We start from the raw sequence: 18,501 nt of genomic DNA, 5'->3' as shown, positions 1-18,501 counted from the left end.
GCCTTTTTTTTTACTGCGCAAGTACAAGCCAAAAGTATTTTGAAAGTTTTTTTGAAAAAATTTGTAAAACACTCAAAATGAGGAAAATCTGCCCCAGATTTTTTTTGGAATTTTTTTTATGGGGTTAGGTTAGGATATAGAAATGTGGCCCGAATGGTTGGGAATGTGGTTATCCGGTCTCTTTTATGATCGCAGAGAAGCTGGGTGTAACCAAGTGCTTGCAGATTGGCTAATCTGTTTACACATATATCTGATGGGTTCTACCATTGTTCCTATATATCGAAAGAGTAAATCTTATTCAATTCGGCAGGTAAGTTTCTCGGATTGTTTACAAGAGACGCTAAGGGCCCCGGGGAAATTATATGATTTATTCTGACTAGAAAAGGCAACCACGTGGATTACAAAATACAAGCTCATCCAAATCAAATATTTATGTTGTTAAAGCCCTGCAAAATCAAACTGATTTAATCACGATCACTTAAATCCTCTTTACGCCTAATATGAACTCTCTTATTGAAATAATGATCTCCAACCATTATCATGAAAAGCAACAATCCAATCCATAACAAATTGTCACTTCCATCCCAGTGTTGATATGAGAACAACACTCCAAGAGCTAATGAACTAATTGATATGAGCATAAGTATCGCTCTAAGAACTGTCATATACGTCTTCATAAACCTATGTCCAATTTTAAAAATCACGTAAACTGAAATAGTACAAATGTGATTTATATCTGGTGTAACGCCCAAAAAATTAAACGGGCCCTCAATTAAAACTGAGAGCCCGTCCATTATATTGCAATTTGTTAAATCAAGACCCGCAAGCCTCACATCCTTCCGGATCATCCAGCGAACATTGCATATCTGCACGACTATCACGTGGCGTGACCGGTTTGGTATGATCTTCTGCGTATTGAACATAATTTAATTCTTTTTCCGCAACCACCTCGGTAGCTGGCTCAATTTGGGCCTCAGCTTGTTTCCCTAACGTGAACTGAACAGGAGCGGAAGCAGCGCGCGTACGTAAATAGTACATCCCTGTTTTTAAACCTCTTTTCCATGCATGAAAATGCATCGAAGTAAGTTTTCCAAAATTCGGTTCTTCAAGGAAAATATTAAGCGACTGCGACTGGCAGATAAACGCACCTCTATCAGCAGACATATCCAGGATACTGCGCTGCTTAATTTCCCAGGCCGTTTTATACAGATCTTTAATGTTTTGAGGAATGTTTGGAATTGCCTGAACAGAACCGCTGGCACGAACAAGATTATTTTTCATATCCTCATTCCAAAGTCCAAGTCTTACCAGATCTTTCAAAAGATATTTATTAACAACAACAAATTCTCCCGACAGAACGCGTCTTACATATATATTAGACGTAAATGGCTCAAAACACTCATTATTTCCCAAAATCTGGCTTGTAGATGCCGTTGGCATTGGCGCTAGTAACAATGAATTGCGAACACCGTTCTGAACAACTTCTTTACGCAGCTTTTCCCAATTCCAATTATTACTTTCCGGTTTTACTCCCCACATATCAAATTGGAAAATCCCCTGTGATATCGGACTGCCTTCCCATGTTTCATATGGACCGTGAAGTTTCGCCAGTTCCATAGAGGATTCCATTGCTCCGAAATAAATTGTCTCGAAGATATCTTTATTTAACTGACGCGCTTCATCAGAATCAAACGGCATGCGCATCATACAGAAAGCATCTGCCAGCCCTTGGATACCTATACCAATCGGACGATGTCTCTTATTACTTTTTTCAGCTTCCGGAACCGGATAGTAATTCAGGTCAATTATTTTGTTCAGGTTGCGTGTGATCACTTTGGTGATCTCATATAATTTCTGATGATCAAAACGGTAATATCCGTCAGCTTTCATCTCCACAAATTTAGGCAAGGCGATCGAAGCCAGGTTACAAACCGCAACTTCATCAGGAGCGGTATACTCCATGATCTCAGTACAAAGGTTTGAAGACTTAATTGTACCTAAATTTTTCTGGTTCGATTTTGAGTTTGCGTGATCTTTGTACAACATATAAGGTGTACCAGTTTCAATCTGTGATTCCAGAATGGCAAACCAGAGATCCTGCGCTTTTATTGTTTTTCTTGCCTTTCCCTCAAGCTCATACTGCTCATAAAGCTTTTCAAATTCTTCACTGTGCGTATCTGCCAATCCCGGACATTCATGCGGACAGAATAATGACCAGGTATCATTTGCTTCCACGCGTTTCATAAACAAATCAGGAATCCACATTGCATAAAAAAGATCCCGCGCACGCTGTTCTTCTTTACCATGATTTTTTCTCAGATCAAGGAAATCAAAAACGTCGGCGTGCCATGGTTCCATATAGATTGCAAAAGAACCTTTACGCTTTCCACCGCCCTGATCAACATAACGCGCAGTATCATTAAATACACGAAGCATTGGAACGATACCATTTGACATTCCATTTGTTCCTTTAATATACGAACCTGTTGCACGCACATTATGTATGCTCAAACCAATACCACCCGCCGACTGAGAAATAAGCGCGCATTGTTTCAACGTATCATAAATCCCTTCAATACTGTCTTCCTTCATTGTTAATAGGAAACAAGAAGACATTTGCGGCTTCGGCGTTCCTGCGTTGAACAGTGTTGGAGTGGCATGCGTAAACCACTTTTCAGATAATAAATGATAGGTTTCTATTGCCGCCTGTACATCTTCCTGATGGATACCGATAGCAACACGCATCAACATTTGTTGGGGTCTTTCGACGATTTTACCGTCTACTTTAAGTAGATAAGATTTTTCAAGGGTTTTGTAACCAAAATAATCATAGGCATAGTCCCTGTCATATATAATAGTAGAATCGAGCAGCGATGCGTGCTGGCGGATAACTTCATAAACCTCTTTTGAAATTAATGAAGCATTTTCACCGGTTTTAGCATCTATATAAGTGTAAAGACGTTTCATTGTTGCCGAGAACGACTTCAATGTGTTTTTATGAAGATTCGAGATCGCGATCCGGGCAGCAAGAATAGCATAATCCGGATGTTTGGTAGTCATTGAAGCTGCTGTTTCGGCAGCAAGGTTATCCAGTTCAGCGGTTGTTACACCGTCATAGATACCGGAAACAACCTTTTTAGCTACCTCTATAGGCTGGATATAATTGTTATCGAGGCCGTAGCTCAGTTTCTCAATACGGGCAGTCACTTTGTCGAATTTTACCGACTCGCGGCGACCGTCACGCTTTATTACATACATGGACATGTCAATTTCTTTTTCTGAGGTGAAAGTGTTTTTTAGTTGTTTATGATAATGAAGGGAGGGATAATATTTTCATGAAATAACTGAAAATTAATCGAATCTGCAAGCGGTAATTTAAGGTAAAAAAGAGCTTTGCAGGGATAGTACAAATTATGAAATTGTTAAGATTCTTATAACAAGTCAATTAGCAAAAAAACACCTAAACAGGTTTACGAAAAATAATTTTGCTAAATTTTCAATTAAAAAATTTGTAAACTTTTTCTTAGTAAATGCTTTGTAAATACAAAATAATAACAATAGTAATATCTGATATTCAATACTTTACATGGGAAAAAATTTCCCCGTTATTTTAAAATTTGCAAACTTTTATCAATTAATCATATTTTTTGTATTCATATTAATCCGATTCAACCTTTTTATTAATACATATACTTTTCAAAAAAATAGATATGGATCAGCCATTTGAACAACAGTCAAGAAGAAAGTTTTTGAAGCAATCGTCCGGAATTTATGCCGGCCTGACGCTGGGGGCAGGAACACTGGCGGAAGCTATGTCGTCTTATAATTCGGGAGCTAAATTTTCATTACCACTTGGCGTCTATGCATCTTATGAAAAAGCAGAAATGCTGAAAAGTTATGGATGCTCCTATATAGAAGAATCGGTGGGTGGATTTCTGATTCCAAAAGACGGTGATTTGAAATATGCTAAAAACCTTCAGCAGTTACAGGAAGAAAAATTCCCGATCCGGTCTTATGTAATTCTCTTGCCCGGAGATTTGAAAACACTTGGGCCGGATGCTAATCATGAAGCGATATTGCAGCGCACAGATCTTGCATTGAAACGTGCGAAAGAATGTGGTTCCAAATATATTGTTTTTGGAAGCGGCGCATCCCGAGTAATTCCGGAAGGTTTTGACCGTGATAAGGCGAAAGCGCAGCATATAGAATTAAGTAAAAAAATGGCTCCGCTTGCCGATAAACATGGTGTCACAATTGCACTTGAACCTTTGAACCGCGGGGAAACCAATTTTATCAATAGCCTTGCGGAAGGTGTTGAAATCATCGATGCCGTAAACAGTCCGTCTTTTCAGCTGCTTTGCGACATTTATCACATGTTGAAAGAAGACGAACCGGCCGACCAGATCGTTAAATTCGGGAAACATATTGTCCACTGCCATATTGCCGAAAAACAAAACCGCACACCACCCGGCGTCGCCGGTGACGATTTCAGGCCGTACCTCAGCGCATTGAAAAAAATAAAGTACAAAGGAGGGCTTTCGATCGAATGTTTCGTTTATCAGGACTTTGACAGCCAGTCTAAAAAAGGGATTGAAGTGCTGCAAAAGCAGATTAGTGAGGTCTGATTTATAATATTTTATATTTATCGCGTAGATATTGAGAAAGATAACTCAGATTTCTTTGGTTTAATAGATAAGAATTTTTACTTTTGCAATCCTTTTTGAGAATTGTATCGAAACACATAATTGCATATACAAATGAAAAATGATATTCATCCCAATTACAGAGAAGTAGTATTCTGGGATTTATCCAGTGATTTCAAATTTATTACACGCTCGACAATCGAAACCAGCGAAAACATTACCTGGGAAGATGGAACAGTTTATCCTGTATACAAAGTTGAGGTTTCTTCTAAGTCTCACCCATTCTACACAGGTAAAAATGTACTTGTTGATACTGCGGGACGTGTTGATAAATTCAGAAAACGTTACGGTACAAAAGAAACTACTGAAGCTTAATTTTAAAAAAATTAATTGCTTGTAAGAAAGCAGTCTCGAAGCGAAAGCTGTCAGAGACTGCTTTCTTTTTTTGCCCGAACCAAAAAAATGGACGAACTTTGACGATACATACTAAAACACTCTATGCGTAGTATCATCTTATTCGACGATCCGAAAATTCGCTTACAATTATTACCATTTACCTATACACGCCCAGTCGCCAAAATTCGCTGCGGAATATGGACTATCGCTGAAAAATGGAATGACTGGCTGCAAACTTCAACCTCTTTTCAAACCGAAAATTATCTAAGTACTCGTTTCCCAGCAATTCATTCAACCGATCAGATTTATATTAACGGCGCTCTTTGCCCTGATACTTTATTGGTAGAAGCCATCGAGAAATTAACTGATGAATCAGTTCTTATTTCGACTGACAATGAGATTTTAGCCATAAAAACTTCTTCCAGCGACTGGACTCCTGCTGCCGGAACAAACAGTTTCAATAAACTCGTATACTCAGAATCTGTTATTATGATCCGCCGGATCTGGGATGTATTTTCTGGTAATGGAGTTCAGATAAAATCAGATTTCGAAAGAATACTGGCTTCCAGAAAATCAGCTGGTCTAACAGATCCATTTACGCATTGTTACAATCCTGAAAATATATTTATCGAAGAAGGTGCCGTAATCAGAGCTTCGGTTTTAAATGCTGAAAACGGCCCGATCTATATAGGAAAAAATGCTTTGATTCAGGAAGGGTCAACCATCCAGGGGCCCTTTGCCATTGGCGAAAGCTCCGTACTTGCGCAAGGGACAAAAATACGGCCTAACACATCTGTTGGCCCTTTTTGCAAAGTGGGCGGTGAAGTTAGCAACAGCGTGATTTTTGGATATAGCAACAAAGGACACGATGGTTATTTAGGAAATGCCGTGTTGGGAGAATGGTGTAACCTGGGAGCGAATACGAATAATTCTAATTTAAAAAATGACCATACTGCGGTAAAGCTCCATAGCTATGTTACCGGAAAACTGGAAAGTACCGACCTGCTTTTTTGTGGACTTTTTATGGGCGATTATTCGAAAGCAGGAATTTCGACGATGTTTAATACCGGAACTGTCGTAGGCGTGAACGTCAATGTATTTGGCGCAGGATTCCAGCCGAAACATGTTCCCTCCTATTCCTGGGGCGGTAATGCGGAAGGATTTACAGAATACAGATTCGAAAAAGCGATTGCGGTTGCGAAAGATACAGTCAGCCGTCGCGGAGTGACATTTGACGAAACCGACGAAGCGATACTTCTGGAAGTTTTCGGACAAACAAAAAACCAGCGATAAAATAATTAAATTTAAAGATAGATTAACCCAAAACCATTGTGCTGTTTATAGATATTCCGGGACTGGAACATATAAAATCGACACTCAGACGTTCGGTGCAGACGAGCCATCTGGCTCATGCGCTGCTGTTCGACGGTGCGAGCGGAGGAGGAGGATTAGCTTTGGCACTTGCGTTTTCTACCTATATAAATTGCGAAAACCGAAGTGAGGAAGATGCCTGTGGAGTCTGTGCTTCCTGCACCAAGATGAATAAATTAATTCATCCGGATTTTCATTCTATTTTCCCAATAGCCACTTCAAAAAAGGTAACCGGGAATACCAGTGAGGCATTTTTGCCTTTATGGCGCAGTTTCCTGCTTGATACGCCTTATCGGGTACTGCCCGAGTGGCTGGACTTCATCAATGCCGAAAATAAACAGGGAAATATTTCCGTAGAGGAGGCTCGGGGAATACTAAAAAAACTTTCTGTTAAATCTTATGAGGGTGAATATAAAATTCTCTTAATATGGAAACCGGAAATCATGAACGCTTCCTCAGCAAATGCCTTGCTGAAAATTCTGGAAGAGCCGCCTTATAAAACACTTTTCCTGCTGGTCAGCGATCAGTCTGACCGCTTGTTAACGACCATTATTTCCCGCACACAACGTGTTGCCGTTCCGGCTTTTTCGGATGAAGAAGTCCGTTCATTTTTAAAGCAACAAGCTGTCAGTGAGAACATAGCAAATCAGATAACCTATCTTTCGGACGGGAATTTATCGGAAGCACTTCGTCTTGTCCATGAGACTTCCGATGACAGGTCTGCCTGGTTTGCCGAATGGATGCGTTATTGTTATAGATATGATGTGGCGAGCCTGGTAAGACTGGCCGACAGTTTTGATGTGATGAATAAAGAAAAGCAAAAGGGTCTTTTCGAATATTCACTCCGATTGTTCCGGGATATGCTGGTTTGGAGCCAGGGCGCTGCCGAGCTGTTGCGGGTTCCCGAGGAAGAACTTACTTTCGTGCAGAATTTTTCCAAAGCAGTTAATTTCGACGCTTTGGAAAATATGGTTCAGGAAGTCAACGTTGCATATTACCACATCGAAAGAAACGTAAGAGCAAAAATGGTGTTTCTTGATCTGTCCTTAACTATTGCACCATTTTTTCAACGTAGATGAAAAAAAAGATTGAGCTTATCGGAGCAACGGATATTGTAGACTTGCCAGAACTTGGCTGGTATAAGGTTCCGGTTCGCGTAGATTCAGGGGCAGCAACCTCTTCCATTCATTGTGCAAAAGTCCGCCTGATTAAAGACGGAGACGATACAAGACTTTGCTTTTATCTGGATTCAAAAAAAGGCGCACCTGGGCAATCGTTTACGGTAAGCGATTTTAAAGAAACCGTTGTCCGCAATTCTTCTGGGAAAGAGGAAAAAAGATATGTGATAAAAACGCAGATCACTCTTTTTGGAAGGAAAATACGCACTGAATTTTCATTGGCGAATCGCAAGAAAATGAGCTATCCGATATTACTCGGAAGAAAATTGCTGAAAGGCCGTTTCATCGTTGATGTTTCACAAAAAGATCTTTCCTCAAAACAAAATGCCGAGAAAATCAGACATAAGAAAAATTCTGATCCGAAGGCCAACCCTACTCTTTTAATCCAATAGATTTATATGAAAATCGCCGTATTATCCACCAATCCGGACCTCTATTCAACGAGGCGTCTGGTGGAGGCAATCAAACAGAAAGGTCACCAGGCTGTGGTTATTGACCATGTCAAGTGCTTTGTCATGATTGAAGGAGGAAAACCAACTGTCATTTATAAAGGAAAGCCGATCAAAGGAATTGATGCTGTCATTCCGAGAATTGGGACTTCGGTAAACGCTTTTGGTTGCGCCGTAGTCAGACAGTTTGAATTGATGAAAATATTTACAACTGTCAAATCACAAGCGATTTTACGGTCCAGAGATAAATTGCGTAGTATGCAGGTATTGGCCAAATCAGGTGTGGATATTCCTAAAACAGTTTTTGCAAAAAATCCTGCGCAAGTAAATGAGTTGATCCAGATGGTGGGCGGGCCTCCTGTCATTATTAAGTTGCTGGAAGGCACCCAGGGTGTCGGCGTTGTTTTGGCGGAAACGACCAAAGCTGCAAAATCAACAATTGAAGCTTTTTATGGTTTGCGTGCCAATTTTCTCATTCAGGAATTTATAGCTGAGTCCAAAGGAGCGGATATTCGCGCTTTTGTTATTGGAAATAAAGTTGTGGCTGCAATGAAACGTCAGGGACATGAAGGAGACTTCCGCTCGAATCTGCACCGTGGCGGGGAAGGTTCTTTGGTAGAACTGACTCCCGAGGAGGAACATACTGCAATCGCCGCTGCCAAAGCATTGGGCGTTAAAATTGCGGGTGTCGATTTATTGCAATCAGAAAGAGGGCCACTGGTAATGGAAGTTAATTCTTCTCCCGGTTTAAAAGGAATTGAAGAAATAAGCGGGATCGATATTGCCTCTTTGATTGTTGCTTATATTGAAGAAAAAATAATCACGGATGAGGGCGATACCGTTGGGGTTTAGAATACCAATTGTATCTCGTAAATTTGGGATAAAATCAGCTGCTATTCTCAACAAAAGTCAGCAGCTAACAGCTTACAGAAAATCATGCATATTAAAATAGGAACACGTGGTAGCAGACTTGCTCTTTGGCAGGCATATTACGTTGAAACACTTTTGCAAAAAGGTGGCGTAACCACGGAAATCGTAATCATAGAAACGAAAGGTGATAAAATTCTGGATCGCTCTTTATCTAAAATTGGAAGCAAAGGAGTTTTCACTCAGGAACTCGAAGATCAGCTGAGAAGCGGAGACATTGATATTGCGGTGCACAGCGCCAAAGATCTTCAATCTTCACTGGATGACGATTTTGAACTTATTGCATTTACAGAACGTGAACATGCCAACGATGTTTTGGTAAGTCATAACACCAGTCTTTCTCTTCAAAGTGGAGAATCTTTTGTTGTGGGAACTTCTTCAACACGCCGTATCGCAATTTTAAAACATTATTACCCGCATATCAAAATCGTTGACATGCGTGGAAATTTACAGACACGTTTCAGAAAATTACAGGAGGGGCAGTGCGATGCGCTGTTATTGGCTTATGCAGGCGTTCACCGCATGGAATATGACGAGTCGATCGCTGAACATTTGCTGTTGGACGAATTTACCCCTGCCGTTGGGCAAGGAAGTGTTGCTATTGAAGGCGCCGTTTCTCTCTCTGATGAAAAGAAGGCAGTTCTTAAACAATTGCTGAATCATGAACCGACCGAAATCTGCCTTCGTACCGAAAGAGCGTTTCTTAAACGACTTCAAGGAGGCTGCAGCATTCCCGTTTTCGCTTTGGCAATCCTGAATCATGACGAGATTAATATTTCAGGTGGCATAATTAGTCTGGACGGACAAGAATTAATTCGCCGTTCTGAAACTGGTGCGATCGCATTTCCCGAAGAACTGGGTAGTGCATTGGCTGATGAATTATTAAACGCGGGCGCCGACCGCATTTTACAAGATATCCGTAGCCAGAATCCGTTGGTATAAGATAGAAAGGTTTTCAGTACAAAGGGCTGCTTCATAAATTGGAGCAGCCCTTTGTTTTTTCGAAAATAAACTGAAAACTAAAAAAAGGCTGTTTCAGATTACACCGAAACAGCCTCTAATTTTCATGAAAACCGATTCTTAATTTTTAATCGGAGGAATAGAATCTGTGGGTTTCTTTGTGCTGTCAGCCGGAGTTTGCGGAATAACAGGCGCTGGTACTTTTTGAGTTGAATCGACCGGCATTGTCATTTCCGGTTTTTTCGTGCTATCAGCAGGCATTTGTGGCATTGCCGCACCTGGTACAATCTGTGTACTATCTAATTTTTGCTGCGTGCTGTCAGTCTTCTGTGGAACGTTCATTCCTGGCTGTATGCGAGAAGCGCTGTCTGGTTTGGTTTGCGGCGCGCTAAATCCTGATTGACCCTGCGGCCTGTTTCCCATACCAGCCGGACGACCACCTGCCGCTCCCGGAGTTATTGCCGGCGTCACAGCTGGTGCTGCCTGTTGCATCTGACCACCACCATCGTTGCCGCCGCCGTCACTTTTCTGGTCATCATTGTTAACTGATTTTCTTCTGCGTGTTTTTTGCTCAACAAAAGTCATCTTACCCAGGCGGTAAGAGAAGTTGATACGGAATCCTCGGTTGTAGCGATAAATTGTACTAACCTGATCAAATGTCGAAGAGGACAGATCCGTTCTCATTTTAAGTGCGTCGCTCAGGAAGTTTTCCATTGCCAAACCTACGCTGCCTCTCTTGTTCTTGAAATCCTTTTTGATACCCAGGTCATACATTCTGAAACCACCTGCAGAACCTTGCAGCTGCACTTCCTTACCTCTTGCAAATCCACCACCCTGGATTCCCCAGCCACCTTTTAAGGTAACACCAGTTCTGAAACGACCGCTTACTACATAACCGTTGTTGCTTGACTGCAGTGCCGCTACCGGACTGTTATTTTTCAGGTTAACATAGTACACATCCATTCCACCACCAACTTGCCAGATTTTGAATAGTGTAAGGTTTCCAAAGATATTTGCACCATAGTTCTGCTTATCTCCAATGTTTCCGTAAGTCGTCGTGATCACACCAGTTTCACTGGTTGTACGAATATTCTCTATCGAGTTGTTCGTAAAACGTGCGAAAGTCGAAACATTGACATACAGGCTATTTTTGAAGAAACTTGTTCCCAATTCGATATTGTCTGTTAATTCAGGATCAAGGTTTGGATTCCCAACGGTGATATTTTGCGGATTGGCAGCATTAACGTTCGGGTTCAGGAATTGGATACCAGGGCGTTGAAGACGACGGTTATAACCCAGTTTAACCGTTTGGCCTTTTCCAAAAGTTTTTGAAACATTCAAACTCGGAACCAGGTTTCCATAAGCTGGCAGGTTCAGATCTACCTCACCCTGTTGCGCATTGATTGAAGTATACTCATAACGAGCACCTCCCTTAAATGTAAATTTGCTTTTTGTTGTCAAGGTATAGGAAACGTATCCGGCTGCCACATTCTGATCATAATCAAGGCTGCTTGACGGGCTTGGTGTATTTACTTCATCGAAATAATCGAACCGGCTTATTACCTGACGGAAAATTCCTTTTCCTCCAACTTCTAACAACTGATTGTTCTTAATTGGTGTCTGGTAGTCAAGCTGAATGGTACTTTCCTGATTGGAGCTTTTGTTATTGTTTCCTGAACGTCCCAAAAATTCTGCTATTCCGCTTTTATAGGTATACAAATCCGCATCAAAATCATTGGTTCTGTTATTACGGCTGTATTGTCCAAGGATACTCAGCTCTTGTTGCGGCTTGCTTAACGTTTTGATATAGTCGACATTAACATCCCATGTTCCTGATAAATCTTTAACATCTACATCACGAAAAGATGAGGTTGTGACGCCGCTGCGTGTATTGTTGGTTGTAATTGTTTGCGGTGTGATATTATTTCTTAAACCATACCGAACACCGGCTGAAATCGTACTGTTTGGATCAATTTCATAATCAGCACCTAAGTTGTAAGATCCGAAGGCTCCTTTATTTTTTGAAGTGGTTTTTTGCTCAATTGAGAAATTATCTCCTGTTTGTAAATTGTCTGTTCTTCCAGGCTGGTTGTAGTTGAAGCGACCGAAACCTCCAAGATTGAAACCAAGTTTACCTGTCCGGTAATTCCCTCTTAAACCTAAATTAGAACCACGGTTACCAACGCCTGTATCAAGATTTAATGTACCGCCTTGAATCGTGCTCTTTTTGGTAATAATGTTAATGATACCGCCAGAACCTTCGGCATCATATTTCGCCGACGGAGAAGTGATAACTTCAACAGATTTAATCATATCAGCGGGGATTTGCTTCAACGCATCCGCAACGCTGGTTGCAACCATGGTTGACGGTTTATTATTGATAAGAACCCGAACGTTCGAGTTTCCACGAAGCGAAACATTTCCATCCAAATCCACTGTCAACATCGGTACCTTACGCATCACATCACTTGCATCACCGCCTTTACTTGTGATATCTTTTTCAGCATTGAAAACCAGGCGATCTACTTTTTCTTCAATCAGTTGCGCCATCCCTACAACCTGAACTTCATTCAACTGAACGACGTCAGGAGAAAGAATAATCGACCCAAGATCCAGTTCTGTCTTTTTATCGATCTTTATTCCTTTGATTGTTTTTGTTTTGTACCCGATGAAAGATATAAGGATCTTGAAATTTCCGGAGGCAACTTTTGTCATATTAAAAGCACCTTTTTCATCCGTTGTCGTCCCGTCTATCGGATTATTTGTTTTTTCATCCACAAGTGCCAGGGCTGCAAATTCAACAGGTTTTTTACTCAGTGAATCCACAAGAAAACCTTTAATTTTCCCGTTTCCTTTGGGTGCGTCATCAAGCGTGCCTGGAATTGCAGCCTGTTTCTGACGATCGCCGCCGCGCTGGAAGTCTCCACCGCCACCGCCGGGACGGCCACCGCCTCCCCCCCCAAACTGTGCGAATGCTGTGCTTGTCAATCCCAGGATTAGTCCTAATAATGTAAATTGTTTTATCATGTTCATGATGAATTGGGCAATAGATTGTGTATAAATCAAGTTCAAAATAAGTATCAATAAAGCGGTAAAAAAAAGGCAATAGATGGAGAGCTAGGTTCTACCGATCAACGGGCATTTCTAGCCGACGAGTTGACTGTCAAAAAACTTAAATTGCAATCTCAGATTAGCAAATCAATTGTCTTTCAGTACGATTTCAAGAACTATTACTGCCCCAAAGAATCGCACTTTTTGAAAAATCGCTTATAGATTGCATGAGCCGATCTGTCGATTTTTAACTTGGTTTGATCGAATCGGCTAGGCACTTACAAAATTTCCCTGTATGATTGTATTGTGATTAAAAGGTTTAAAAGCATCGTCAAAAAAAATATTTGCATGAATAACCCCACCGTACGAAAATATCCTCCGCTGTTCTTGCATCTCTTAGGATGGAGTTTTCTCGCATTATTTTTGATGTGGCAGCCTCTTAGCTGGCAAATTCAGTTTCCTGCCTCCTTCTGGATTAAACAGGCTGTATTATTTACGATGCTGATTGCTGTTTTTTACCTGAATTTTTATTTCTGGTTTCCTCAGTATCTGGCGAAAAACAGATATTGGCAGTTTATTTTATTTAATGTTTTATCCGTCATTGTTCTCGCTGTTTTGATGGAGCAGGTTAAAATTGCCATCAATCACGGTGAACAAATGGATAGGGCATTCAAAATGGCGAGGGAAGCAAACGGGGACAAAAAACATCAGGACCGTCTGGATTATTTTGCCTTGCTGACCGCACTTATTATCATCGGTATCAGTACGAGCGTTGCGGCTGTGCAAAATGCAGAACGCGATAAACAATACAGAAGAAATCTTGAACAGGAGAAGATCAATTCGGAGTTATCGTTTTTAAAAGCGCAGATCAATCCGCATTTCTTTTTTAATACCCTCAATAATATATACGCCTTAACAATTATTGATGTAGAGATGGCAAGGGAGGCATTGCATAAACTTTCAAGGATGATGCGTTATGTACTTTATGAAACGCAACAAGGTACCGTTTTGCTGAGCCAGGAAATTGCATTTGCACAGGATTATATTCAACTGATGCAGCTAAGACTTACTGACAAAGTCACTGTACGCCTCGAACCACCCGTTCCTTTACATGACGTTTCCATTGCGCCAATGCTTTTTTTACCTTTTATAGAAAATGCATTTAAACACGGAGTGAGTGCTGTTCAGCCTAGTCATATTGATATCAAAATCTGGCAGAAGGGGGAAAAAGTTTTTATAGATGTAAAAAACACGCTGTTCACCGAAAAAAGAACTGTGCTGGATGAAAGTAACGGCATTGGCCTGACCAACACGCAAAGAAGGCTGGATTTGTTGTATCCTGGAAAATATCAGCTGGATGTGAGTGAGAACGCCGAAGAAAAAGAATTTGAAGTACATTTGGAATTACAAACTGCATGAATATATTACAATGCATAGCCGTTGACGATGAGCCACTTGCGCTCGGACTGGTCTGTGCTTTTATTGATAAAACTCCTTTCCTTAATCTTGCCGGTCGATATTCCAGCGCAGTTGAAGCGCTGGAAGCCATTCATCAGCAACAGGTTGATCTTATTTTTCTGGACATTCAAATGCCGGATTTAACAGGCATTGAACTGGCGAGAATTATTGAAAAATCAGGAAATCAGGGGCCAAGAATAATTTTTACAACCGCTTTTAATCAGTTTGCTCTGGATGGATTTCGGGTTGATGCACTGGATTATTTATTAAAACCCTTCAATTACGAAGAGTTTTTAAAGGCTGCTTCCAAAGGAAAAGCATACGTCGAACTGGTTCAGCGTGCTGCAAATGTGGCAACGCCACCGGAAATGAAGGAGGATTACTTATTTTTAAAAGTAGAATATCAGCTTGTCAGGATCGCTTACGACGATATTCTTTACATCGAAGGATTGAAGGATTATGTTAAAGTAATTCTTAAATCGGATGTCAAGCCGGTACTTTCTCTCACAAGTTTAAAATCGTTGGAAGAAAAATTGCCGTCAGCAAAATTTATGCGTGTTCACCGTTCGTTTATTGTGAATCTGGATAAAATAGGAGCGGTAACAAAAAATACGATTCAGATTGGAACGGTAACAATTCCGGTGAGTGATCAGTATAAGGAGAATTTTAGCCAGTTTTTAAGTAAGTGGATGTGAGATTTTCATGGATTTGATTCTGTTATAAGCTAATGTCCCTTCAGGACATCCTGTTAATATAGAAAACGCAACTGCAAAATTGAACGTAACTCCAGGGTAGTTTCCTGGAAATTTAACCAAAAATTATCCGGCAAATTCCAGGAGGCTCCAAAGGAGCCGGAGAAACTTTGGGGTAAATTACTTCCTTTATCCTGGCCACTTCCTCAGAGACAAAAAATAATGGTTAGGTTAATAAAAAACAGCCAGGTATTAAGGGCACTTGTCCCAATACCTGACCGCTCTTCCAACCGCTAAAACCCTAACCGCTAATAGCGAACAGCTTCAACTCATCCCTTCAACTCCTCTTTCAAGAAAAACCCGGTATAACTTCCTTTCACTTTCGAAACTTTCTCAGGCGTTCCCTCACCAATTATTTTTCCACCCAAAGCACCACCTTCCGGGCCTAGGTCAATTACATAATCAGAAACCTTAACCACGTCAAGATTATGCTCGATGATCAGGACAGTATTTCCTTTTTCAACCAATTTGTCAAGAACTACCAGCAGATGTTTAATATCCTGAAAATGTAGTCCTGTTGTAGGCTCATCCAGAATATAAAGTGTCTTTCCTGTATCACGTTTTGATAGTTCCTCAGATAATTTCACACGTTGCGCTTCTCCGCCAGAAAGCGTTGTTGCATGCTGACCAAGCGTGATATAACCCAAACCAACATCAAAAAGCGTTTGCACTTTTCTCAAAATACGTGGCTGGTTTTCGAAAAATTCTAACGCAGTTTCAACAGTCATATCCAGAATATCAGCAACCGATTTTCCTTTGAAACGAACTTCCAATGTCTCACGATTGAATCGTTTTCCTTTGCAGGTTTCACAATTCACATGCACATCCGGAAGAAAATCCATTTCAATTCTTTTCATTCCGGCTCCTTCACAATCTTCGCATCTGCCTCCTTTTACGTTAAATGAAAAACGACCAGGCTTGTACCCCCGAATTTTCGCTTCCGGCAATTCCGCGAAAAGCGTACGGATATCAGTAAATAAGTTGGTATAAGTAGCCGGATTGGAACGTGGCGTCCTTCCTATCGGCGACTGATCTACTTCAATAACCTTATCAATATGTTCCAGTCCTTCGATACTTTTGTAAGGAAGCGGCTCTCTTCTTGATTTATAAAAATGATGATTTAGCAAAGGAAAAAGCGTTTCATGGATTAGCGAAGATTTTCCGCTGCCACTTACACCTGTTACGGAAATCATCGTTCCCAACGGAAAAGCCATTGTCACATTTTTGAGATTATGTCCTGTACACCCTCTCAATGAAAGATAATTCCCGTTGCCTTTTCTCCTGACTTTCGGAATTTCTATTTTCTGACGACCGCTTAAATAATCTGCGGTCGATGAACCATTCTTTAAAAACTCTTCCGGTGTTCCTGCGCCTACAACATTTCCACCATGGCGACCGGCACCCGGGCCAATATCTACGATGTAATCCGATGCAAGCATCATATCCTTATCATGCTCCACAACCAAAACGGTGTTCCCAAGGTCACGCAAACTTTTCAGAGAATTGATCAGTCTGACATTATCACGCTGATGCAGACCGATGCTCGGCTCATCCATGATATATAAAACGCCGGTAAGCTGTGTGCCGATTTGTGTTGCCAAACGAATACGCTGAGCCTCTCCTCCGGAAAGTGTACGAAGTGATCTGTTTAAAGTCAGATAGTCCAGGCCTACATCCAGCAGAAAACCCACACGCTTGCGAATTTCCTTTAAAACTTCATGACCAATCACACGTTGCCTTTCTTCCAGGCGATCTTCAAGATCAACCAGCCAGTTGGATAATTCACGAACGTCACGGTTTGAAAGATCTGCTATGTCTTTTCCATCAATTTTAAAATGCAAGGATTCTTTACGTAAACGTTTTCCGCGACATTCCGGACAAACATTTGTCGTCATAAAATCTTTCAGCCAATCCTGAATTTTATCATTTCCTGTTTCCTGCTGACGTTTCAGAAAATTAACAATACCATCAAACTTGGTATCCCATTCTGTTCCGGGATATTTTTTGGAAGGAACTGCCACAGGCTCTTCACTTCCATACAACACCATTTTGATTGCCTCCTCAGGAAATTTTTCTAGCGGCGTGTTCAGATTTACTTTAAAAGGTTTTAACAAAACCTCCATTTGTTTGAAAATCCAGGCATCCCGATATTCTCCCATAGGCGCAATTCCGCCTTTGCTGATTGACAAGGAGCGATCCGGAATAATTGAATCTTCCGTAATTTCCTCAACCATTCCCAAACCCTGGCAAGTCGGACACCAGCCATAAGGAGAGTTAAAAGAAAAATTGTTGGGCGAAGGATCATCATAACTAATCCCGGATTCAGGGTCCATCAGGTTTTGAGAGAAATAGTAAGTTTCTCCTTTTTCATCCAAAACCATCAAAGCACCTTTCCCTTGTTTAATCGCCGTTGCTACCGATTGGCTCAACCGATACCGCGACTGCGGATCTTCTGATTCTGCTTTTGGAACGACACGGTCAATGACAATTTCAATATCATGAACTTTGTAACGATCCAGCTGCATTTTCGGAAGAATATCCTGAACTTCGCCATCGACACGAACTTTGGTATAACCTAATCGCGCGATTTGAACGAACAATTCACGATAATGTCCCTTTCTTCCTTTCACAGCAGGCGCCAGAAGAATTGTTTTTTGACCTAAAAACTGCGTCATCAGCTGGTTTACAATCTGATCCTGAGATTGTTTTACCATTCGTCTTCCTGTTACATACGAATAAGCCTCTCCTGCCCTTGCGTATAATAACCTCAGGAAGTCATAAATTTCTGTAACCGTACCAACCGTCGAGCGCGGATTCCGTGACGTGGTTTTTTGTTCAATACTGATAACAGGCGATAAGCCGCTGATTTTATCCACATCAGGCCGTTCCATTTCACCTATAAAACCGCGTGCATAAGCAGAGAAGCTTTCCATATACCGCCGCTGTCCCTCAGCATAAATGGTATCAAAAGCTAATGAAGACTTTCCACTGCCGCTAATACCGGTAACTACCACCAGTTTATTGCGTGGAATGCTGACATCAATATTTTTCAAATTATGCTCACGAGCTCCCTGTACTTCGATCAGGTCCTGCTCAGCAAGTTCAATTCCATTCAAATGTTCCAAAATGATCCTATTGATTTATAATCGTTGAAGGCACTATATAGAATAACCACAAATGTACGGGTTGAGTTGCAAATTTTTTCCGTGATTTTCTTTCAAATACCGTATTCAGAGTCTGCTGATCCAGGCAAATTCCTCCAGCCAGATACAAACATATACAAACCAACACAGGACCTATTCATTCATTTTTGTAG

Annotated in this window: 12 protein-coding genes; 9 read left to right on the top strand and 3 right to left on the bottom strand. The window is 41.0% G+C overall.

Annotation, left to right across the window (positions count from 1 at the left end; genetic code table 11):
* Window positions 1-813: 813 nt before the first annotated feature.
* Window positions 814-3,258, bottom strand: a complete 2,445-nt coding sequence (locus BMY70_RS18760) for a ribonucleoside-diphosphate reductase subunit alpha (protein WP_090337804.1) — start codon at window positions 3,256-3,258, stop codon at window positions 814-816.
* A 452-nt stretch (window positions 3,259-3,710) separates the two neighbouring features.
* Between BMY70_RS18760 and BMY70_RS18755 the strand changes: the two genes are divergently transcribed.
* The 7 genes from BMY70_RS18755 to hemC all read left to right on the top strand — a co-directional run bounded on the left by BMY70_RS18755 (window position 3,711) and on the right by hemC (window position 9,906).
* Window positions 3,711-4,625, top strand: coding sequence for a sugar phosphate isomerase/epimerase family protein (locus tag BMY70_RS18755; protein WP_090337803.1), 915 nt, complete (start codon window positions 3,711-3,713; stop codon window positions 4,623-4,625).
* Between the two features lie 132 nt (window positions 4,626-4,757).
* Window positions 4,758-5,018, top strand: a complete 261-nt coding sequence (locus BMY70_RS18750; RefSeq protein ID WP_090337802.1) for a type B 50S ribosomal protein L31 — start codon at window positions 4,758-4,760, stop codon at window positions 5,016-5,018.
* Window positions 5,019-5,141: 123 nt separating this feature from the next.
* Window positions 5,142-6,332, top strand: a complete 1,191-nt coding sequence (locus BMY70_RS18745; RefSeq protein ID WP_090337801.1) for a putative sugar nucleotidyl transferase — start codon at window positions 5,142-5,144, stop codon at window positions 6,330-6,332.
* A 38-nt stretch (window positions 6,333-6,370) separates the two neighbouring features.
* Window positions 6,371-7,489 carry a DNA polymerase III subunit gene (locus tag BMY70_RS18740; protein WP_090337800.1) on the top strand — a complete coding sequence of 373 codons (1,119 nt, stop codon included), beginning with the start codon at window positions 6,371-6,373 and terminating at the stop codon, window positions 7,487-7,489.
* Window positions 7,486-7,980 (top strand): ATP-dependent zinc protease family protein, encoded by a 495-nt coding sequence (locus tag BMY70_RS18735; RefSeq protein WP_090337799.1) that lies wholly within the window; start codon window positions 7,486-7,488, stop codon window positions 7,978-7,980. The genes BMY70_RS18740 and BMY70_RS18735 overlap by 4 nt, the downstream gene beginning before the upstream one ends.
* 6 nt (window positions 7,981-7,986) lie before the next feature.
* Window positions 7,987-8,889, top strand: coding sequence for a 30S ribosomal protein S6--L-glutamate ligase (gene rimK, locus BMY70_RS18730; protein WP_090337798.1), 903 nt, complete (start codon window positions 7,987-7,989; stop codon window positions 8,887-8,889).
* Between the two features lie 84 nt (window positions 8,890-8,973).
* The gene (gene hemC, locus BMY70_RS18725) at window positions 8,974-9,906 is read left to right on the top strand and encodes a hydroxymethylbilane synthase (RefSeq protein ID WP_090337797.1); all 933 of its coding nucleotides are present in this window, start codon (window positions 8,974-8,976) and stop codon (window positions 9,904-9,906) included.
* 138 nt (window positions 9,907-10,044) lie between these two features.
* Here the strand turns inward: hemC and BMY70_RS18720 are convergent, their stop codons facing one another.
* Window positions 10,045-12,957, bottom strand: coding sequence for a TonB-dependent receptor (locus BMY70_RS18720; protein WP_090337796.1), 2,913 nt, complete (start codon window positions 12,955-12,957; stop codon window positions 10,045-10,047).
* A gap of 366 nt (window positions 12,958-13,323) precedes the next feature.
* Between BMY70_RS18720 and BMY70_RS18715 the strand changes: the two genes are divergently transcribed.
* Both BMY70_RS18715 and BMY70_RS18710 read left to right on the top strand, forming a co-directional pair.
* The gene (locus BMY70_RS18715) at window positions 13,324-14,394 is read left to right on the top strand and encodes a sensor histidine kinase (RefSeq protein WP_229209674.1); all 1,071 of its coding nucleotides are present in this window, start codon (window positions 13,324-13,326) and stop codon (window positions 14,392-14,394) included.
* Window positions 14,391-15,128 carry a LytR/AlgR family response regulator transcription factor gene (locus BMY70_RS18710; protein WP_090337795.1) on the top strand — a complete coding sequence of 246 codons (738 nt, stop codon included), beginning with the start codon at window positions 14,391-14,393 and terminating at the stop codon, window positions 15,126-15,128. The genes BMY70_RS18715 and BMY70_RS18710 overlap by 4 nt, the downstream gene beginning before the upstream one ends.
* A 326-nt stretch (window positions 15,129-15,454) precedes the next feature.
* On the opposite strand, the gene uvrA is transcribed toward BMY70_RS18710, so the two are convergent.
* Complete coding sequence (gene uvrA, locus BMY70_RS18705) at window positions 15,455-18,310, bottom strand: excinuclease ABC subunit UvrA (RefSeq protein ID WP_090337794.1); 2,856 nt, start codon at window positions 18,308-18,310, stop codon at window positions 15,455-15,457.
* Window positions 18,311-18,501 lie beyond the last annotated feature (191 nt).

Source organism: Dyadobacter koreensis, assembly GCF_900108855.1.
Lineage (GTDB): Bacteria > Bacteroidota > Bacteroidia > Cytophagales > Spirosomataceae > Dyadobacter > Dyadobacter koreensis.
Note: the sequence above shows the minus strand (reverse complement) of the source record. Positions and strands in the feature narration are given on the sequence as shown.

Excerpts from the sequence above, each read along its gene's own strand:
- BMY70_RS18760 (WP_090337804.1), bottom strand. The coding sequence starts at position 3,258 with ATGTATGTAATAAAGCGTGACGGTCGCCGCGAGTCGGTAAAATTCGAC.
- BMY70_RS18755 (WP_090337803.1), top strand. The coding sequence starts at position 3,711 with ATGGATCAGCCATTTGAACAACAGTCAAGAAGAAAGTTTTTGAAGCAA.
- BMY70_RS18750 (WP_090337802.1), top strand. The coding sequence starts at position 4,758 with ATGAAAAATGATATTCATCCCAATTACAGAGAAGTAGTATTCTGGGAT.
- BMY70_RS18745 (WP_090337801.1), top strand. The coding sequence starts at position 5,142 with ATGCGTAGTATCATCTTATTCGACGATCCGAAAATTCGCTTACAATTA.
- BMY70_RS18735 (WP_090337799.1), top strand. The coding sequence starts at position 7,486 with ATGAAAAAAAAGATTGAGCTTATCGGAGCAACGGATATTGTAGACTTG.
- rimK (WP_090337798.1), top strand. The coding sequence starts at position 7,987 with ATGAAAATCGCCGTATTATCCACCAATCCGGACCTCTATTCAACGAGG.
- hemC (WP_090337797.1), top strand. The coding sequence starts at position 8,974 with ATGCATATTAAAATAGGAACACGTGGTAGCAGACTTGCTCTTTGGCAG.
- BMY70_RS18720 (WP_090337796.1), bottom strand. The coding sequence starts at position 12,957 with ATGAACATGATAAAACAATTTACATTATTAGGACTAATCCTGGGATTG.
- BMY70_RS18715 (WP_229209674.1), top strand. The coding sequence starts at position 13,324 with ATGAATAACCCCACCGTACGAAAATATCCTCCGCTGTTCTTGCATCTC.
- BMY70_RS18710 (WP_090337795.1), top strand. The coding sequence starts at position 14,391 with ATGAATATATTACAATGCATAGCCGTTGACGATGAGCCACTTGCGCTC.